This window comes from Amycolatopsis sp. SB7-3, assembly GCF_041021335.1.
Taxonomy (GTDB): Bacteria; Actinomycetota; Actinomycetes; order Mycobacteriales; family Pseudonocardiaceae; genus Amycolatopsis; species Amycolatopsis japonica.
In genome coordinates this window covers 3281910-3301075 of sequence record NZ_JBFPJQ010000001.1, presented here as the reverse complement: position 1 = coordinate 3301075, position 19166 = coordinate 3281910, and the positions used below count along the sequence as shown (strand labels likewise).

Here is a 19166-nt window from a genome sequence, read left to right as displayed (position 1 = left end):
CCCTCGAAGGGTGGAACCGGTGGAGATCAACGCGGGCGAGTACTACCTGCGGCAGCTGCGGGCGGACAAGGCCCTCGACGACCGTCCGGCGCTGGTCGCGGCCTTCGCGGACCCGACGCACCGCAAGTACGTCCTCAACTACCGCTTGCGGGACCTGGACGAGGCGACCGAGTACGTCGCGCTGCGCGCCGCCCAGTGGGCGGGTGACGAGCGCTGTTCCTGGGCGGTGGCCGAGCCGACGACCGGGGATCTGCTGGGCGAGGTCGGCCTGCGGGATCTCGATCTCGACGCCGGGTACGCCGAAGCGTCGGTCTGGGTGCGCGCGGCGTCGCGGGGCAAGGGGGTCGCGAGCACCGCGCTCAACGCGGCCCTGCGCTTCGGTTTCGGCGGGCTCGGCCTGCGCGAGGTCAGCTACCGCTACGAGGAGACGAACGAGGTGTCCGCCTCGGTCGCCCGCAAATGCGGGTTCACCCTGGTCGGGCCCGAACTCGATCCGGCCCCGACCGGGGAACGCCTCATCCGCTGGCGCCGCACCGCCTGACCCCCTTACGCATTTCGTCCTCTGAATGCGGTAGTACGCGACACCAACTACCGCATCCAGAGGACGAAATGCGGGCGGTCAGAAGGGGTAGGTCGGCGGCGGGTTCCGGACGGTGACCCAGCGGGTCTCGGTGAACGCCTCGATGTTCGCCGCCGCGCCGCCGAAGCGGCTTCCGGTGCCCGAAGCGGCGACGCCACCAAAGGGGCTGTTCGCCTCATCGCTGACCGTCTGGTCGTTGATGTGCACGATCCCGGTCGGGACGCGATCCGCGAGCTCCAGTCCTTTGAGGACATCGCGCGTGACGATCCCCAGCGAGAGCCCGTACTCGCTCGCCGTCGCGAGGCGGATGGCCTCCTCCGCGTCGGAGAACCGCACGACCGGCGCGACCGGGCCGAAGATCTCCTGGGCGACCGCGGGCGCCGTCGGCGGCACGTCGGCGAGCACCGTCGCGGAGTAGAACAGCCGGTCGTACTCGGCGCCGGCGGCGACCCGCGCCCCCGCCGTCACGCTGGCCGTGACCAGCTCGTGGATCTTGTCCCGCTGTCCGGCGTCGATGATCGGCCCGAGCGCGACCTCGTCCCGCGCCGGGTCGCCCACCCGCAACGCCGCCGCCTTCGCCGCCAGCCGCTCGACGAAGTCGTCGTAGAGCCGCTCGTGCACGAGGTGCCGGCCGGTGGTCATGCAGATCTGGCCCTGGTGGAAGAACGAGCCGAACGCGGCGACCCCGGCGGCCTCGTCGACGTCCGCGTCGTCGAGCACGATGAGCGCGGAGTTCCCGCCCAACTCCAGATGCGCCCGCTTCAAATGCTTCCCGGCGAGTTCGCCGACCTTGCGCCCGGCACCGGTCGACCCGGTGAACGAGATGACCCGGACCGCCGGATGCGTCACCAGTGTCTCGCCGACGTCCGCGCCGCCCGGCAGCATCTGCAGCACACCCGGCGGCAGCCCCGCCTCCTCGAAGATCCGCGCGAGGATGACGCCGCCGGTGACGGCGGTGCGCGGATCCGGCTTCAGGATGACCGCGTTCCCCAGCGCGAGCGCCGGGGCGACCGAGCGGATGCCGAGGATGATCGGCATGTTGAACGGCGAGATCACGGTGACCACACCGGCCGGGACACGGCGCGCCATCGAAAGGCGCGGCTCCTCGCTCGGCAGGAGTTCGCCGTACGGACGGCCGGGCAGGGCCGCCGCTTCGTAGCACTCCTGCTCCGCGACATGCAGCGAAAAGCCCGCGACTCCCGGCACCGCGCCGACCTCGCGGACGTTCCACCAGCGGATCTCGTCGGCGTACTGCGACCACAACGTGGCCGCCTTGCGCAGGATCGCGGCCCGTTGGACGTGCGGCGTCGCCGCCCAAGCCCGCTGCGCCTCGGCCGCCGTCTCCGCCGCTTTCGCGGCGTCTTCGGCCGAGGCGATCCCGACGCTTCCCAGCACCGCTCCGGTCGCGGGCTCCGTGACGTCACGGACGCCACCGGATCCGGGCACCCAGGCACCGCCGGCGAAGATCCGGTCCGTCCACGTCGACGCGTCGAGAAACACCACAAGGCCGCCTTCCGTCTCGGGAAGGCCGACGCTATGCCAGATTCACCGGATCAGGCAATGATCCCTGCGCGCGTGGCACACCACGCGGCAGCGGCGATCAACTCACCGGCTCGATGATCCCCGAGCGTGCTTCCGGCGCGGCGGAGCGCAACGCGTCGGCGGCCTCGTCGCTCGGCTGCGACTGGGACTCCCGTTCCGCGTCGACCCGTGCCTTGTACACCTCGACTTCCCGCTTCTCCTCGTCCTTCGACCAGCCGAGCACCTCGCCCACCAGCGTGGCGACCTGCGCCGCGCAGTCGACGCCGCGGTGCGCGTACTCGATCGAGATCCGCGTCCGCCGCGCGAGCACGTCTTCCAGGTGAAGCGCGCCCTCGTGGCTGGCCGCGTACACGACCTCGACGCCGAGGTAGTCCGGAGCGTGCTCCAGCGGCTTCAGCAGTTCCGGCCGTCCTTCGCCGAGCGCGAGGACCTCGTGCACCATCGAGCCGTACCGGTCGAGCAGGTGACGCACGCGGTACGGGTGCAGCCCGTGCTCACTGGCCAGATGATCGGCCTGGTTCACCAGCGCGTGGTAGCCGTCGGCGCCGAGCAGCGGCACCTTGTCCGTGATGGACGACTGCGGCCTGCCCGGCAGGTCGACGGCCGCGGCGTCGACGGCGTCGGCCGCCATCACCCGGTACGTCGTGTACTTGCCGCCCGCGATCGCGACCAGTCCCGGTGCGACACGCGCGACCGCGTGCTCCCGCGAAAGCTTCGACGTCTCTTCGCTTTCCCCGGCGAGCAAAGGCCGGAGACCGGCGTAGACGCCTTCGATGTCGTCGTGCGTGAGCGGTGTCGCGAGCACGGTGTTGACGTGTTCGAGGAGGTAGTCGATGTCGTGTTTGGTCGCGGCGGGATGCGCGAGATCGAGGTTCCAGTCGGTGTCGGTGGTCCCGACGATCCAGTGGTTGCGCCACGGGATGACGAACAGCACGGACTTCTCGGTGCGCAGGATCATGCCCGATTCCGAGACGATCCGGTCGCGCGGGACGACGATGTGCACGCCCTTGCTCGCCCGCACGCGGAACCGGCCGCGGCCACCGGAAAGACGCTGCAGTTCGTCGGTCCACACGCCGGTGCAGTTGACCACCGCGGAGGCGTGGATCTCGGTCTCGCGACCGTCCTCGACGTCGCGCACGCGGACACCGGAAATACGGTCCGCCTCGCGGAGGAAACCGACCACCTGGGTGGAAGTGCGCACGACGGCGCCGTAGTGCGCGGCGGTGCGGGCGACGGTCATCGTGTGCCGCGCGTCGTCGGATTGCGCGTCGTAGTAACGGATCCCGCCGATCAACGCGGACCGCTTCAGCGCCGGGACCATCCGCAGCGCGCCCGCGCGGCTCAGGTGTTTCTGGCCGGGGACCGACCGCGCGCCGCCCATCGTGTCGTACATCAGCAGGCCGGCCGCGGTGTACGGACGCTCCCAGATCCGGTGGGTCAGCGGGTACAGGAAGCTGACCGGCTTCACCAGATGCGGGGCGATCGTCGTCAGCATCAGCTCGCGTTCCCGCAGAGCTTCCCGCACCAGCCCGAATTCCAGCTGTTCGAGGTAACGGAGCCCGCCGTGGAAGAGTTTGCTGGACCGGCTCGACGTTCCCGAGGCGAGGTCGCGCGCTTCGACGAGGGCGACCCGCAGGCCGCGTGTCGCGGCGTCGAGCGCCGTGCCCGCCCCGACCACTCCGCCGCCGATGACGACGAGGTCGAATTTGTCCTCACCCAGCCGCTGCCAAGACTCTTCCCGCTTGAGCGGTCCCAGCCTGGCGGGGCTGTTTTCGGCTTCGCGCTGAGAGCTTGCCACGTGACATTCCTCCTTGGTGCCGCTGTGACTCCAGCATCGCACGATCGGCCGCGACCGGTCCGTTATGCGGGTGACACGTGTGGCGTAACCCTCGTCGATCTTGGAAGGATTGGTTCCCGCGACGCCTGGAAGGAACAAATACGCGACGGTAACGTGCCACGGACGTGGGTCGGCAAGGGCGCCGTAGCACACCGTGTTCGACCCTGCGCGGAATGTCCAAAGTGGAGGTCAAGCGGTGAGTGCAGGAGCCATATTCGTCTGGGAGCTGCTGGGAACGGCGGTCCTGATCCTGTTGGGTAACGGCGTGGTCGCCAACCACGTGTTGCGGAAGAACAACGGCCACAACGGTGGCGTCGTGATGATCACCCTCGGGTGGGCGTTCGCGGTCTTCGCCGGCGCGAGCATCGCCGCGCCGAGCGGCGCGCATCTGAACCCCGCGGTCACGCTGGGCCTCGCCATCGCGGACAAGACGAAGTGGGCGGACGTCCCGATCTACTTCGCCGGGCAGATGGTCGGCGCGATCCTCGGCGCCGTGCTCTGCTGGGCCGCCTACAAGCTGCAGTTCGACGACCACCCGCAGCGCGACGAGACGCTCGGCATCTTCTCGACCGCGCCGCAGATCCCGAACAAGGCGTGGAACCTCGTCACCGAGATCATCGGCACCTTCGTGCTGGTCGCGTGGATCCTGCTCAGCCCGGTCTACGCCAACGCCACGGGTGAGGGCGGCACGCCGAACTTCGGCAACTCCGCACTCGGCTACGCGGGTGTAGCGTTCGTCGTGCTGGTCATCGGCCAGTCCCTCGGTGGCCCGACCGGTTACGCCATCAACCCGGCCCGAGACCTCGGCCCCCGCATCGCGTACGCGTTCCTGCTGCCCATCAAGAACAAGGCCAACCCGAACTGGGGCTACTCCTGGGTCCCGGTCGCCGGCCCGCTGGTCGGCGGTGCCCTGGCCGCCCTGCTCTTCCTCGCCGTCCACAACCTCACCTGAGACTGGAGTTTTCGATGACTTCGTACGTAGCCGCGATCGACCAGGGCACCACGTCGACCCGCTGCATGATCTTCGACCACTCCGGCCGGGTGGTCGCCGTCGACCAGCGGGAGCACGAGCAGATCTTCCCGAAGGCGGGCTGGGTCGAGCACAACGCCGAAGAGATCTGGGAGAACACGCGGGCCGTCGCCGCGGGCGCGCTGGCCAAGGGCGACCTGGTCGCGAGCGACATCGTCGCCGTCGGCATCACCAACCAGCGCGAGACCACGCTGGTCTGGGACCGCACCACCGGCAAGCCGGTGTACAACGCGATCGTGTGGCAGGACACCCGCACCGACAAGATCGTCGCCGACCTGGGCGCGCTCGGCGGCGGGCAGGAGCGCTACCGCGCGAAGGTGGGCCTGCCGCTGGCGACCTACTTCTCCGGACCGAAGATCAAGTGGATCCTCGACAACGTTGACGGCGCCCGCGCGAAGGCCGAAGCCGGGGACCTGATCTTCGGCAACATGGACACCTGGGTGCTGTGGAACATGACCGGCGGGGTCGACGGCGGCGTGCACGTCACCGACCCGACCAACGCGTCGCGGACCATGCTGATGGACCTCGACACGCTGACCTGGGACGCGGAGATCGCCGAGGAGATGACGATCCCGCTGTCGATGCTCCCGGAGATCCGGTCGTCGTCGGAGACCTACGGCAAGGTCCGGGAGAAGGGCGCGCTGGCCGGGGTACCGATCTCGGGCATCCTGGGCGACCAGCAGGCGGCGACCTTCGGGCAGGCGTGCCTGTCGCCGGGTGAAGCCAAGAACACCTACGGCACCGGCAACTTCATGCTGCTCAACACCGGCACCGAGAAGGTCATGTCGGACAACGGGCTGCTCACCACGGTCTGCTACAAGATCGGTTCGAACGACACGGTGTACGCGCTCGAAGGTTCGATCGCGGTCACCGGTTCGCTCGTGCAGTGGCTGCGGGACAACCTCGGCCTGATCGGCTCCGCGGCCGAGGTCGAGCAGCACGCCCGGACCGTCGAGGACAACGGTGGCGCGTACTTCGTGCCGGCGTTCTCGGGTCTCTTCGCGCCGTACTGGCGCTCCGACGCCCGCGGCGCGATCGTCGGCCTCACCCGGTTCGTCAACAAGGGACACATCGCGCGGGCGGTCCTGGAGGCGACGGCGTTCCAGTCGCGCGAGGTGATCGACGCGATGAACGCCGACTCCGGTGTCCCGCTGAAGTCGCTGAAGGTCGACGGCGGCATGGTCGTCAACGAGCTGCTCATGCAGTTCCAGGCCGACATCCTCGGCGTGCCGGTGATCCGGCCGGTGGTCAACGAGACCACCGCGCTCGGCGCGGCCTACGCGGCCGGTCTCGCGGTGGGCTTCTGGAAGAGCGAGGACGACATCCGCAACAACTGGGCGCAGGACAAGCAGTGGGACCCGTCGATGGACGAGACCCGCCGCGAGTCGGAGTACCGGAACTGGAAGAAGGCGGTCACGAAGACCTTCGACTGGGTCGACGAAGACTGACCTGCGGTTGTCCGTGAAGGCCTCCTTGAGGGACCCTGCGGCCCTCAAGGAGGCCTTCACTTACTTGGCGCATTCAGAGGACTAAATGCCGCCGCCGGTTTGCGGGGCACCGGCGGGCTTGACCTTCACCTGCGGCGTCTTGCCCGGCGTACCGCACGGCTTCGTCAACGCGGCCGGGACGACCCGCGCCGAACTCGACGACGGCGCGCTGCTGCTCGACGGCGGTTCACTGCTGGACGGCGGCTGGCTGCTGGACGGTGGCTTGCTGCTCGACGGCGGTTTGGTGGGCGTGGTCGTCGGCGGTGGGCAGACGATCTCGAACTCGACGGTCGCCGTTCCACTGGCTGCGGGCAGGTTCGGCCCGCCGTCGCACCGGAAACTCGCCTTGAACTTGCCGGTCCTCCCCGCGGCCTTCCCGTTCCCGGTGTACGCCGCGCCGGCCTGGGCCGAGAGCGTGACCGGACCGGTCAGGCCCGGCGACGTCACGGCGGTGGGCGTGCCATGGCAACTGGCACTGAAGTCCAACGCCTGCCCCGGCGCGACCTTCGCCGGACTGACCGACAATTTCGGCGGTGGCGCGGTGGCCGACGCCTGCGGAGCGAGGAACACTCCCGCCGTCATCGCGAGCAAACCGGCGCCCGCGACGATTCCCTTCATTCCCATGATCTTTCTCCCTCAATGCGAGCCCTCGCACTGAGAACACCATCGGGAAAGGGAATCGGTTGCCCCGGTCTGCGGCGCGCCCACCGGAATTTTCGAAACCTGACGGCCCGAAGCCGGTTTTCCCGGCGAAGAAGGCTTCGGCAGAACTGTCGGCTTCGGCGCAGGCGGTTTACTCGACGACGTCGGCGTTTTGTCCGGCACGATTTCGAGATTCGCCGTGATCTTCGTGGTCTTGCAGATCGCCGTGACCGTGTAGAAGGCAGGCCGTGCCTCGGCGTCGATATGCGCGACGGCGCCCTGGATCACCGGAACCTCGTTGGTCACCGTGAATTCGCCGATGCGGTCGAACACCTTCGACTTCACCTCGCCCAGTTCGCCGACCGGACAGCCGACTGAGACCAGGATCTCCTCCCCCGCCACCGACTGCCGGGGCGAGAGACCGAGGAACGGGTACGGATCCGCCTTCGGGCTCGTGGACGGGGCGTCCTGCGCGTACGCGACGGCCGGGACGACCAGCGCGACCCCGCACGCCAGCACCAGGGCGGACCTGATCATGGAACTCACCTCGCGATCAACCGGGCGAAAACGATGATGTTGTCGAGATAGTTGCGCGACGCCTTGTCGAAGACCCCGCCGCAGGTGATGAGCCGCAGTTCCGGTTCGGCGGTGTCGCCGTAGACGGCGTCGGTCGGGAACTTGTCCTTCGCCACCCGCTCGACCTTCGTGACCGCGAACTCGGCCGTCGTGCCGTCCTTGCGGGCGACCGAGACCTTGTCGCCGGGCGCCAGTTCCTTCAGCCGGAAGAAGATGCCCTTCTGCTTGTTGCCGTCCACGTGCCCGAGGATCACCGACGGCCCGACCTCCCCCGGGGTCGGTCCGTTCACGTACCAGCCCGCCTGCAACGGCCGGGTCACCGGCGGTACCTCGATGGTGTTGTCCGCGTTGAGCCCGAGCGGGATCAGGCTGGACTTCGCCTCGATCTTCGGCACGTCGATCGACACCGGATCGGCCTTCGGCATCCCGCCGACCGGTTCGGCCTCCGGCTCGCTGCCCGGTGCCACCGGCACCTCTGTCCGCTCCGTGCTCGCCGGAGGCGCGGCCTGGCCGGTCTCTCCCGGACCGGACAGGACGATCGCCAGCGTCGCCAAGACGGCCAACAGGACGGCCGCGAGCACCAGCGGCGCCCGTCGCCGCCGCACCCAGTTCGCTTTCATGTCCACCTCCCGGGCGCACCGAGCCGGTCCCGGCCCCCAGACCGGGACCGGCTCGTCGTTCACCCCACGACTGCCAAACGCCTCACGCGGCCCGGCGGTTGCCCGCCAGGGTCACGAAATGATCGCGACCGTCGGTGCGAGAGGACGGAAGTCAGGAGGCCAGGCTGCCGTCGCCCGCGTGGGCGGCGCCCGCGGGTACCGCGCTCACCTGCCGGGGCGGCACGGAAAACGTTGCCGTATAAGACTTTCCGTTGCAGTTGACGGTCAGCGGGTAGCTGCCGGGAGCCGTACCGGCCTTGAGTTCGACGTCGGCGCTGACATTCGCCGGGACCCCGATGAGCGGGCCGTAGTCGTATTTCCCGATGGTCAGCACCGGCGAAGAGAACGTCGTCGACGTCGGTGCCTTCATGCCGTCTCCGCCGGGGCATTGCGCCAGCGCCACGTTGGCGTCGCCGTGCACGTACTTGTTGACGAGCCCGAGTTCGTACGCCGTGTCGTCGTTGAGCTGCACGGTGACACCGGGATCCGGCTGGGGTTGCTGAGCGAAACCGGTCGCCGGCCCAGCCAGCACCGCCGCACCGATCGCCACCACTCCGGCGAGCACCCTGCGAATCACGAAAACCCCTAGCTGTCAACGAAACACCGACACGCGCTAGACGCGGGCACCACCGCGAAGGTTGCTCGGCGGCGAAGATCAGTCCAAGTCGTCGTGCCGCATGAGCTGGCGGCCCGCCTCGGTGATCGACCCCGACAGCGACGGGTACACCGAAAATGTCAGTGCCAGGTGTTCCACTGTGAGCTGGTTCTGGACGGCGAGCGCGATGGGAAGGATGAGTTCGCTCGCCGTCGGCGCCACGACCACCCCACCGACGACCACGCCGGTGGCGGGGCGGCAGAACAGCTTCACGAAACCGCGTCGCAGGCCTTCCATCTTCGCGCGGGCGTTCGTCGCGAGCGGGAGCATGATGGTGCGGGCGGGCACCTCACCCGAGTCGATCGCCTGCTGGCTGATGCCGACGGTCGCGATCTCGGGGTGGGTGAACACGTTGGCGGCGACGGTCTTGAGCTTGATCGGCGCGACACCCTCACCGAGCGCGTGCCACATCGCGATGCGGCCCTGCATGCTGGCCACGGAGGCGAGCATGAGCACCCCGGTGCAGTCGCCTGCCGCGTAGATACCGGGCGCGCTGGTACGGGAAACGCGGTCGACGCCGATGAAGCCGCCGGGGCCGGGCTCGATGCCGACCTTCTCCAGGCCGATGTCGGTGGTGTTGGGCACCGAACCGACGGTCATCAGCGCGTGGCTGGCTTCGATCACGCGGCCGTCGGAGAGGTGGATCTCGACGCCCTTTTCGGTGCGCTCGACCTTGTCGGCGCGGGCCTGCTTGACGACCGTGGTGCCGCGCTGGGAGAAGACCTCTTCGAGCACGGCGGCGGCGTCGGCGTCCTCGTGCGGGAGCACGCGGTCGCGGCTGGAGACGACGGTGACCTTGACACCCATCTCGGTGTAGGCCGAGGCGAACTCGGCGCCGGTGACACCCGAACCGATGACGGCCAGGTGCTCGGGCAGTTCGCGCAGGTCGTAGAGCTGACGCCAGTCGAGGATGCGCTCGCCGTCCGGCACGGCGCCGGGCAGCACCCGCGGCGTGGCGCCGGTCGAGATGAGGACGACGTCGGCGTCGAGCACCTCGGTCGAGCCGTCGGGGGCGGTGACGGCGACCTTGTGCGTGGCGAGCCCGGCCTCTTCGTCGTCGAACCGGGCCTGGCCGATGACGACGCGGACGCCCTCGCGCTGGACGCGGGCGCGGATGTCGGCGGACTGCGCGAGCGCGAGGCCCTTCACGCGGCCGTGGACGGTCGGCAGGTCGACGCTGGTGTCGGCCATGTCGGTGTTGATGCCGAGCTCACGGAGGTCGTGCATGTTCGCGAGCGCGCCGGAGGAGGCGATGAACGTCTTCGACGGGACGCAGTCGTAGAGCACGCACGCGCCGCCGAGACCGTCCCGTTCGACGATGGTGACGTCGGCTCCGTGCTGTGCCGCGACCAGTGCCGCTTCGTAACCGGCGGGGCCTCCGCCCATGATCACGATCTTGGTCACTGGTCTCCTCCTCGCAGCGGTGTCTGTGACTGCGTTTACCGTACGCGGGCGACCGTTGGGCGGATTGAGTGGCCGGACACGGCATGTGCGTCCAGCCGGGTGAGCGGTAGGTCGCTAGGCTGTCGCCGTGCCGTTGTATGCCGCGTATGGATCCAATATGGAGCCCGCCCAGATGCTGGAGCGCGCTCCGCACTCGCCCATGGCCGGCACCGGCTGGCTGGAAGGCTGGAGGCTGACCTTCGGCGGCGAAGACCTCGGCTGGGAAGGCGCGCTGGCGACCATCGTCGAAGACCCGGGCTCCCGGGTCTTCGTGGTGTTGTACGACGTCACCTCGCTGGACGAGCCCAATCTCGACCGCTGGGAAGGCGGCGAGCTGGGCATCCACTCCAAGATCCGCCTCCGCGTGCAAACCATGGACGGCTCCGTGCTGGCGTGGCTGTACGTCCTGGACGCCTACGAGGGCGGCCTCCCGTCCGCGCGCTACCTCGGCGTACTGGCCGACGCGGCCGAGGCCGCCGGCGCCCCCGCCGACTACGTCGACGCCCTCCGCACCCGCCCCTGCCAAGGCATCTCCGGCTGACCCGCGAGTTCCGCCCCCAATCACGCGAGTTCCGCCCTCGATCACGCGAATCACGGCCTCAATCACGCGAGTCGCGCCGTACGACGCTCGAACGCGCCCCGCAACTCCGCCAGTAACCGTCGCGGATCCCGCAGGTCGGCCGCCGTCGCACGAACCGTGATCCACCCGCGTGCCGCCATCCGGGCGTCCCGCTCCGCGTCGTAGTCCTGCCTGCCCTCGTGAGCGGCGTAGCCGTCGTACTCCAGGGCGATACGCAGCTCAGGCCAAGCGAGGTCGAGGACGTACAGCTTCCGCCCGTCGATGGTGTCGATCTCGTACTGGGCCACCGGCACCGGCAGCCCGGCCTCCACGACGATCAAGCGCAGGATGCTCTCCGACGGCGATTCGGCCTCGCCCGTCGCGAGCGCGAGCAGCATCTGTGCCCTGTGGATACCTCGCCGGTCGCGACGGTCGAGAAGGCGATCCCGGACGTTGGTGTGGAGGACTGCCCGATGGTCCGGCGCGAGGTTGTGCATGGCCTCTTCGAGTGCGGCGAACGCTGTTCGCTCGTCGCCGTCGCAGAGATGATCGGCCAGCGCGCGATCCAACGAGAACAGGGGAAGTTCGTCCAGTTCGACGATATCGGACGGGTGAAATTCCGCCCTGTGCACGACGAGCCCGGGCCTCGATCCGACCCGTCTCGAGTACGGGACGGTCAGGTGGACCGTGGTGCCTTCCGCAGCCGAAATCCCATGCAGGGCAAGAGAAGTGACGCCGGACAGGACGGCGGGCGGTCCGATCGCGAGCAGTGCCGCCTGCGCCAGCGTCGGCAGCTTGAGCAGATCGGCGGCGTGGACGACGACGCCTCGCCACGGCTGCGCCAGCGCACCGCGCGCCAAGCCTTCGAGGACGGCTCTCCGCCCCAAGATCCTGTCGGCCTCACCACGCGAGACCACCCCATGACGTCCTCCCCAGTTGATCACGTCTTCGAGAATCGAAGATCGGATCGACCTTGGGAAGCCCCGATTTCCCGAGCTGTGGATAACTCGCCCAGGCTGTGGATAACCCTGTGCGCGGATGTCCGGACCCGTTAGGGCGAACATCCGTGCACAGGGGCGGAACTCGCGTGATTGAAGACGTAACTCGCGTGATTGGGGGCGGAACTCAGGCCAGGGCGGCCAGGGCGGTGTGGACCAGCGTGCGGACTCCGCACAGGAGCGAACGCTCGTCGAGGGTGAAGGTCGGGCGGTGGATGTCGGCCATCGGGCCTTCACCGGACCACACGCCGAGGCGTGCGAAGGCGCCCTGGACGTGCTCCAGGTACCACCCGAAGTCCTCGCCGCCGGACGACTGCTCGGTCCCGGCCACGGCGGTCTCGCCGAGGGCGGCCTCGACGCCGGCCCGCATCAGCGCGTGCGACTCCGGATCGGAGACGACCGGCGGCACGCCGCGGCGGTAGTCGAGGGAGAACCCGACCCCGGTCGGCGCCAGCAGCGACTCCACCGAAGCCGCGACGAGCGGCTCCAGCATCGTCCAGACCTCGTGGTCCGCCGTGCGCAGCGTGCCGCGCAGCACCCCGTCCTGCGGGACGGCGTTCGCGGCCTGCCCGGCGTGCACCGCGCCCCAGACCAGCACGGTCCCGGATCGCGGGTCGACCCGCCGCGAAAGGACCGCGGGCAGCGACGTGATCACGGTGCCGAGCGCGTGCACGAGGTCCGCGGTCAGATGCGGCCGCGAGGTGTGCCCGCCCGGCGACGTGAGCCGCAGCTCGATGAGGTCGGCGGCGGAGGTCAGCGCGCCGACGCGCAGCCCGACCTTGCCGACCTCGAGCCGCGGGTCGCAGTGCAGCCCGTAGATCCGCTCGACGCCTTCCATCGCACCCGCCGCGATCATGTCCAGCGCGCCGCCGGGCATGACCTCCTCGGCGGGCTGGAAGATCAGCCGTACGCGGCCCGGCAGCTCCGGCGCGCCCGCCAGCGCCCGGGCGGCGCCCAGGAGGATCGCCGTGTGCGCGTCGTGCCCGCACATGTGTGCGGCGCCGTCGGTCTTGGAGGCGTACGGGAGCCCGGTGGCCTCGGTCAGCGGCAGGGCGTCCATGTCGGCGCGCAGGGCGACGCAGCGGTCGCCGCTGCCGATGTCGCAGACCACGCCGGTGCCCGAGGGCAGCACCCATGGCTTGAGCCCCACCGAGCGGAGCAGGGACATGACCATTTCGGTCGTGGCGAACTCGTGGCGGGAGAGCTCCGGGTGCGTGTGGATGCGACGACGCCACGCGACGACGTCGGTGGCGTTCGCGCGGAGCCAGTCGTCGAGCCAGAAGGGGCCACGCCCGGCACCCAGATCATGCACAGGTGCCATGCTGACGCCGGCCTCGGAGATCAGCGCGGTGGGCGCCTCGATAGGGGCAACGACGCGACCCTCGGGGTCGCCTGGAATGTCCGGACGTGAATCGAGCACCGTCACGCCGCACCTCCTCCCGCAACACAGTCACCTTCGTCTACCACCGTACGAGTGGTCGCTGAAGGCACGCTGGGTGCCGTTCGATCTGTGATACGCATTTGCGATAGATCGTGCACCATGCGAATGACAAGCCGCTCGTCGAGTGATCGAGCCGGAGACGGCCGGTAGTGGATCTGCGATGAACGGCTGCGAGAGTTCGGCCCGGGCTAAGCGGAGAGTCCTTCTACTTACGGGTAGCGGTTCAGGACTTCTTCTTCTTGGAACGGGAGCGGCGCCCGAGGATCACCAAGCCGAGCAGGATGGCCGCGGCGATACCCGCGATGACCTTGTTCTTGGTCTCCTGGCTGTTGGCCTTGTCGGTCTCGGCGGGGTCGAGCACCGGCCCCGGAGGCGCCTGCTCGAGCGCTTCGTGCACCGCCGCTGCCTGCATGATCACCGGCGCGGGCGCCTGGATCTCAACGGCCTGCGCGACGGGAGCGCAGACGACGAGCCCGGCGGCGACCAGTCCGGCCAGCTGCCCGAGACGAGACCTTTTCGGCATGACTCCCTTTCGTCGGCGTAGCGCGAGTCCGATTCTGCACTCTGCCGGGTTCCCGCGTCAGCCGCCACGCGGAGGACCGGAGAACGCCTCCAGAATCCGTTGCGCGGCCAGCGTCGGAGTCAGCTCACCGTCCCGGACCGCCCGTTCGACGTCCGGAACGACCGCTCGCACGTCCGGATGCGCCGCGAGCCGCCCGAGCAGCTGTTCGCGGACCATCGCCCAGGTCCACTCCACCTGCTGCCGCCGTCGCCGCCCGTCCAGTTCACCCGAAGCGGTCAGCACGTCACGGTGGCGCCCGATTTCGGCCCAGACCTCGTCGAGCCCGACGTCGGTGAGCGCGCTGCAGGTCAGCACCGGGGGCGTCCACTCGGCGTCGCGGCCGTAGATCATCCGCAGCGCGCCCGCCAGCTCGCGAGCCGCGCGTTTCGCGTCGCGTTCGTGGTCGCCGTCGGCCTTGTTGACCGCGATGACGTCCGCCAGTTCGAGGACGCCCTTCTTGATCCCCTGCAGCTGGTCTCCGGTGCGGGCCAGGGTCAGGAACAGGAAGCAGTCGACCATGTTCGCCACGGTCACCTCGGACTGCCCGACGCCGACGGTCTCGACCAGCACGATGTCGTACCCGGCCGCCTCCATCAGCACGATCGTCTCGCGGGTCGCCCGCGCGACCCCGCCGAGCGTGCCCGAAGTCGGCGAAGGGCGGATGAACGCCTTCGGATCCACCGCGAGCCGCGCCATCCGGGTCTTGTCGCCCAGGATCGAGCCGCCGGTCCGCGTCGACGACGGGTCGACGGCCAGCACGGCGACCTTGTGCCCGGCCCCGGTCAGATCCGTGCCGAGCTGATCGATGAAGGTCGACTTGCCGACACCGGGGACCCCGGTGATGCCGACGCGCCGCGCTCCACCCGCGTGCGGGAGCAATTCGACCAAGAGCTCTTGCGCCTGCGCCCGGTGATCGTCCCGATTGGACTCGACGAGCGTGATCGCCCGCGACAGCAGGCCGCGGTCACCCGCGAGGACGCCTTTGGCCAGCGCCCCGACGTCGATCTTGCGCGGCAAGGTTCAGGACTCCTGGGCGGTCAGCTGTCCGATGAGGTCGATCGCCGCTTCGGCGATCACCGTGCCGGGGCCGAAGATCGCCGCCGCGCCCGCCGCGCGCAGCTCCTCGTAGTCCTGCGGCGGGATGACGCCGCCGACCACGACGATGATGTCCTCGCGGCCCTGCTCGGCGAGTTCCGCGCGCAGCGCGGGCACCAGCGAGAGGTGCCCGGCGGCCAGCGACGAAACGCCGATCACGTGCACGTCCGCCTCGATCGCCTGCCGCGCGACCTCGCCGGGGGTGGAGAACAGCGGGCCGACGTCGACGTCGAAACCGATGTCGGCGAAGCCGGTCGCGATCACCTTCTGGCCGCGGTCGTGGCCGTCCTGGCCCATCTTCGCGACCAGGATCCGGGGACGGCGGCCTTCTTCCTCGGCGAACTTCTCGACCAGCTCGCGCGCCTGCTCGACGTTCTCGGTCTTGCCGACCTCCTCGCGGTACACACCGGAGATGGTACGAATCTGGCCGGAGTGGCGCCCCCAGATCTTCTCCAGCGAGTCGGAGATCTCGCCGACGGTGGCCTTCGCCCGCGCGGCGTCGATGGCCAGCGCGAGCAGGTTGCCGTCGGACTCGGCGCCCGCGGTGAGCCGCCGCAACGCGTCCTGAGTGGCGTCCTCGTCGCGCTCTTCGCGCAGCCGCCGCAGTTTCTCCAGCTGCTGCGCGCGCACGCCCGCGTTGTCGACCTTGAGCACGTCGATCTGCTCGTCGTCGGTGACCTGGTACTTGTTGACGCCGATCACCGGCTGGCGGCCGGAGTCGATCCGCGCCTGGGTCCGCGCCGCGGCCTCTTCGATGCGCAGCTTGGGGATGCCGGCGTCGATCGCCTTCGCCATCCCGCCCGCCTGCTCGACCTCGGTGATGTGGCCCCATGCCTTGCGCGCGAGGTCGTAGGTCAGCTTCTCGACGAACGCGCTGCCGCCCCACGGGTCGATGACGCGCGTGGTGCCGGATTCCTGCTGCAGCAACAACTGCGTGTTCCGCGCGATACGGGCGGAGAAATCGGTCGGCAGCGCCAGCGCCTCGTCGAGGGCGTTGGTGTGCAACGACTGCGTGTGGCCCTGGGTCGCCGCCATCGCCTCGACGCAGGTGCGGACGACGTTGTTGTAGACGTCCTGCGCGGTCAGCGACCAGCCTGAGGTCTGCGAATGCGTCCTCAACGACAGGGACTTCGACGATTTGGGTTCGAAGCCCTTCACCAGCTTCGCCCACAGCAGGCGCGCCGCGCGGAGTTTCGCGACCTCCATGAAGAAGTTCATCCCGATCGCCCAGAAGAAGGACAGGCGCGGCGCGAATTTGTCGACGTCCAGCCCGGCCTCGACCCCGGCGCGGATGTACTCGACACCGTCCGCGAGCGTGTACGCCAGCTCCAGGTCGGCGGTCGCCCCGGCTTCCTGCATGTGGTAGCCGGAGATGGAGATCGAGTTGTACTTCGGCATGTTCCGCGAGGTGAACGAGAAGATGTCCGAGATGATCCGCATCGACGGCTGCGGCGGGTAGATGTAGGTGTTGCGGACCATGAACTCCTTGAGGATGTCGTTCTGGATGGTCCCGGCCAGTTTGTCCGGCGTGACCCCCTGTTCCTCGGCCGCGACGACGTAGAGCGCGAGCACCGGCAGGACGGCGCCGTTCATGGTCATCGAAACGCTCATCCTGTCGAGCGGGATGCCGTCGAAGAGCTGGCGCATGTCGTAGATCGAGTCGATCGCGACGCCCGCCATGCCGACGTCACCGGCGACACGCGGGTGATCGGAGTCGTAGCCGCGGTGTGTCGCCAGGTCGAAGGCGACCGAGAGGCCCTTCTGCCCGGCGGCGAGGTTGCGGCGGTAGAAGGCGTTCGACTCCTCGGCGGTGGAGAAACCCGCGTACTGGCGGATGGTCCACGGCTGGTTGACGTACATCGTCGGGTACGGGCCGCGCAGATACGGCGCGATACCGGGATACGTGCCGAGGAAGTCCACTCCGGACAGATCGTCGGCGGTGTACACCGGCTTGACGCCGATTCCCTCCGGCGTCTCCCACGCGAGCGCGTCGGGCCCCTTGCCGGTGGCGGCGTGCAACGCTTCGGTCCACTGAGGACGGTCGCCCGGCTCGGGGCTGCCGAGCTCGATTCCGGCGAAGTTCGGGATGGTCATCACTGCACTCCGAGCTCGTTCAACGTGCCGGTCAGGATTTCCAGGGCGTCGCAGCCCGTGAAGAGGTAGCCCGTGACGTCCGGGTGGTCGCCGGGTTTCCCGGCGAGCAGCACCGACGTCGCGCCCGCTTCCTTCAACGCCTTCGCGACGCTGTCCGCTTCTTCGGCATAGGAAGTGTTGCTGCCGCAGATGCAGGCGATCTTCGTTCCACTGGCCCGGAATTCCGCGACGACGTCCTCGGGCGCGCCGGGGTTCACCGCCTCGATCCCGCCCGCCTGGAACAGATTCGCCGCGAAACTCGCCCGTGCGGTGTGCGCCGCGACCGGGCCGAGCGTGGCGAGGAAGACGCGCGGACGGCTGGGATGCGCGTCCGCCCGGTCTCGCAGCGCCTCGAAGGCCTCGGCGTACCGGTGACGCGGCAGGCCACCGCCCGGCAGGTCGTCCAGTGGGTCGCGGACGACCGCTTTCTCCGTCAGGTTGGGGAATTCGCTGACGCCGGTGATCGGATCACGACGGGTTCCGATCCGCTTCGACCGCTTCTCCCAGGTCTCGGCGAGCCGTGCGGCGAGCGCGCCGGACGCCAGTTCCGCCTCGATCCCGCCCGCCGCCTCGATGGCGGTGAACTCGCGCCACGCGGCCTTGGCCAGCTCGTCGGTGAGGTTCTCGACGTACCAGGAGCCGCCCGCCGGGTCGATGACACCGGCCAGTTTGGACTCCTCCAGCAGCACGGCGTGCGTGTTGCGCGCGATCCGCGCGGAGAACGCGTCCGGCTGGCCGATCGCGGCGTCGAACGGGAGCACGGTGATCGCGTCCGCGCCGCCGACCCCGGCGCCGAAACAGGCGAGCGTGGTCCGCAGCATGTTCACCCACGGGTCGCGCTGGGTCAGCATCGCGGGCGAGGTGACCGCGTGCTGCCGCATACCCGAGCCCTTGCCGCCGGAAACCTCGGTGACGCGGGCCCACAGGCGCCGCGCGGCACGGAATTTGGCGATCGTGAGGAACTGGTCGGCGGTGGCGGCGAGCCGGAATTCGATCTGGCCCGCCGCGGTGTCGACGTCCAATCCCGCTTCGGTGAGCGCCCGCAGATACGCGACGCCCGCGGCGATGGCCGCGCCGAGTTCCTGCGCGTCCGAGCCGCCCGCCTCGTGGAACGGGAGGCCGTCGGCGACGATCGTCCGCACCTTCGGGTGACTGGCGGCGACGCGCGCGGCCAATTCCGCGGCGGGGGCGAGCGGATGCGCGGTGCCGGTGCGCGCGGTCGAGCCGATCGGGTCGGCGCCCAGGGTCGCGGTGACCGCGCTCGCCGGGATCTCGCGCTCGGCGAAGAGCGTGAACAACTCGTTCGCGGCGGCTTCGTACTCTTCGCCCGCGTCGAGCGTGACGGGTGCGAGGTCGACGTACACCTCGTTCAGCGCGTCGCCCAGATCGGTGACGGGAACGCCGGTCGCACCGGCACGCAGCCAGATCGAGCTGACGCCGCCTTCGAGGTCGGCGAGGATCGCGGCGTTCGTGGCCTTGGCGTCGCGGCGCGCGTACCGGGCACGGATGTCCCAGCCGGTCGTCACCGCGCCCTCGGGCCGGGCGCTTCGCACGAACGGCGGAAGGCCGGGGAAACCCGTCCCGTCGACCGTGTCTTCGGCGGTGTAGAGCGGCTGGATCTCCAGGCCGTCGTACGTCCGCGTGACCAGCTTGCTTTCGGGCAGGCCGTCGAAGGACTCGTCGATGGCGCCGCTCTTGCGCAGCACGCCCGCGACCAGCTCGCGCCACTGGTCCCGGCTCGCTTCGGGGAACTCCGCCGCGAGCTCCAATTCTTCCGGCGCGTCGGGCTCGCCAGGGGTCGGCACTGACTCCGTCTCGGCCACTTCCGTCATAGCCAACGATGCTAACGGCCCTCAAGTGGCACCACCTGTGACGCTAGTCGCGCCTAGGGGGTGATTAGGGGGCGATGCCGGGCGGCCCCGTTCAC

At 69.5% G+C, this 19166-nt stretch carries 17 protein-coding genes; 5 read left to right on the top strand and 12 right to left on the bottom strand.

Annotated features, from left to right (window positions below; genetic code table 11):
* Positions 1 to 10 precede the first annotated feature (10 nt).
* On the top strand, positions 11 to 541 hold the full coding sequence (locus AB8M46_RS16330; RefSeq protein WP_125732402.1) for a GNAT family N-acetyltransferase: 531 nt from the start codon (positions 11 to 13) through the stop codon (positions 539 to 541).
* Positions 542 to 619: 78 nt separating this feature from the next.
* Here the strand turns inward: AB8M46_RS16330 and AB8M46_RS16325 are convergent, their stop codons facing one another.
* Entirely contained in the window at positions 620 to 2083 is a 1464-nt protein-coding gene (locus AB8M46_RS16325; protein WP_394360623.1) for an aldehyde dehydrogenase family protein, read from the bottom strand.
* A gap of 97 nt (positions 2084 to 2180) precedes the next feature.
* The gene (locus AB8M46_RS16320) at positions 2181 to 3920 is read right to left on the bottom strand and encodes a glycerol-3-phosphate dehydrogenase/oxidase (RefSeq protein WP_052120197.1); all 1740 of its coding nucleotides are present in this window, start codon (positions 3918 to 3920) and stop codon (positions 2181 to 2183) included.
* Positions 3921 to 4155: 235 nt separating this feature from the next.
* On the opposite strand from AB8M46_RS16320, the gene AB8M46_RS16315 reads away from it, so the two are divergent.
* The 3 genes from AB8M46_RS16315 to AB8M46_RS16305 all read left to right on the top strand — a co-directional run bounded on the left by AB8M46_RS16315 (position 4156) and on the right by AB8M46_RS16305 (position 7134).
* Positions 4156 to 4911 carry an MIP/aquaporin family protein gene (locus AB8M46_RS16315; RefSeq protein ID WP_174492067.1) on the top strand — a complete coding sequence of 252 codons (756 nt, stop codon included), beginning with the start codon at positions 4156 to 4158 and terminating at the stop codon, positions 4909 to 4911.
* Positions 4912 to 4925: 14 nt separating this feature from the next.
* Positions 4926 to 6437 (top strand): glycerol kinase GlpK, encoded by a 1512-nt coding sequence (gene glpK / locus AB8M46_RS16310; RefSeq protein ID WP_394360622.1) that lies wholly within the window; start codon positions 4926 to 4928, stop codon positions 6435 to 6437.
* An 85-nt stretch (positions 6438 to 6522) separates the two neighbouring features.
* On the top strand, positions 6523 to 7134 hold the full coding sequence (locus AB8M46_RS16305; RefSeq protein WP_394360621.1) for a hypothetical protein: 612 nt from the start codon (positions 6523 to 6525) through the stop codon (positions 7132 to 7134).
* Here the strand turns inward: AB8M46_RS16305 and AB8M46_RS16300 are convergent.
* From AB8M46_RS16300 to AB8M46_RS16285, 4 genes are all read right to left on the bottom strand, one after another.
* Positions 7113 to 7655, bottom strand: a complete 543-nt coding sequence (locus tag AB8M46_RS16300; RefSeq protein ID WP_125732397.1) for a hypothetical protein — start codon at positions 7653 to 7655, stop codon at positions 7113 to 7115. The genes AB8M46_RS16305 and AB8M46_RS16300 overlap by 22 nt on opposite strands.
* Before the next feature lie 5 nt (positions 7656 to 7660).
* Positions 7661 to 8314, bottom strand: coding sequence for a class F sortase (locus AB8M46_RS16295; protein WP_378423637.1), 654 nt, complete (start codon positions 8312 to 8314; stop codon positions 7661 to 7663).
* A gap of 151 nt (positions 8315 to 8465) precedes the next feature.
* The gene (locus AB8M46_RS16290; RefSeq protein ID WP_052120347.1) at positions 8466 to 8906 is read right to left on the bottom strand and encodes a hypothetical protein; all 441 of its coding nucleotides are present in this window, start codon (positions 8904 to 8906) and stop codon (positions 8466 to 8468) included.
* Between the two features lie 102 nt (positions 8907 to 9008).
* Positions 9009 to 10412 carry an NAD(P)H-quinone dehydrogenase gene (locus AB8M46_RS16285; RefSeq protein WP_016331316.1) on the bottom strand — a complete coding sequence of 468 codons (1404 nt, stop codon included), beginning with the start codon at positions 10410 to 10412 and terminating at the stop codon, positions 9009 to 9011.
* A 127-nt stretch (positions 10413 to 10539) separates the two neighbouring features.
* Here AB8M46_RS16285 and AB8M46_RS16280 point away from each other — a divergent pair, with 127 nt between their 5' ends.
* Positions 10540 to 10992, top strand: a complete 453-nt coding sequence (locus AB8M46_RS16280; protein WP_179948472.1) for a gamma-glutamylcyclotransferase — start codon at positions 10540 to 10542, stop codon at positions 10990 to 10992.
* 62 nt (positions 10993 to 11054) lie between these two features.
* On the opposite strand, the gene AB8M46_RS16275 is transcribed toward AB8M46_RS16280, so the two are convergent.
* The 6 genes from AB8M46_RS16275 to AB8M46_RS16250 form a co-directional block, all read right to left on the bottom strand.
* Positions 11055 to 11897: a DUF559 domain-containing protein gene (locus tag AB8M46_RS16275; protein WP_378422315.1), complete on the bottom strand. Its 843-nt coding sequence runs from the start codon at positions 11895 to 11897 to the stop codon at positions 11055 to 11057.
* A 238-nt stretch (positions 11898 to 12135) separates the two neighbouring features.
* On the bottom strand, positions 12136 to 13434 hold the full coding sequence (locus tag AB8M46_RS16270) for an amidohydrolase (RefSeq protein WP_394360620.1): 1299 nt from the start codon (positions 13432 to 13434) through the stop codon (positions 12136 to 12138).
* A 238-nt stretch (positions 13435 to 13672) separates the two neighbouring features.
* Positions 13673 to 13972, bottom strand: coding sequence for a hypothetical protein (locus AB8M46_RS16265; protein ID WP_038519335.1), 300 nt, complete (start codon positions 13970 to 13972; stop codon positions 13673 to 13675).
* Positions 13973 to 14029: 57 nt separating this feature from the next.
* The gene (meaB, locus tag AB8M46_RS16260) at positions 14030 to 15028 is read right to left on the bottom strand and encodes a methylmalonyl Co-A mutase-associated GTPase MeaB (RefSeq protein WP_125732394.1); all 999 of its coding nucleotides are present in this window, start codon (positions 15026 to 15028) and stop codon (positions 14030 to 14032) included.
* A 3-nt stretch (positions 15029 to 15031) separates the two neighbouring features.
* The gene (scpA, locus tag AB8M46_RS16255; protein WP_394360619.1) at positions 15032 to 17200 is read right to left on the bottom strand and encodes a methylmalonyl-CoA mutase; all 2169 of its coding nucleotides are present in this window, start codon (positions 17198 to 17200) and stop codon (positions 15032 to 15034) included.
* Positions 17200 to 19071, bottom strand: coding sequence for a methylmalonyl-CoA mutase family protein (locus AB8M46_RS16250; RefSeq protein WP_394360618.1), 1872 nt, complete (start codon positions 19069 to 19071; stop codon positions 17200 to 17202). Before AB8M46_RS16250 ends, scpA begins: the two co-directional genes overlap by 1 nt.
* Positions 19072 to 19166 lie beyond the last annotated feature (95 nt).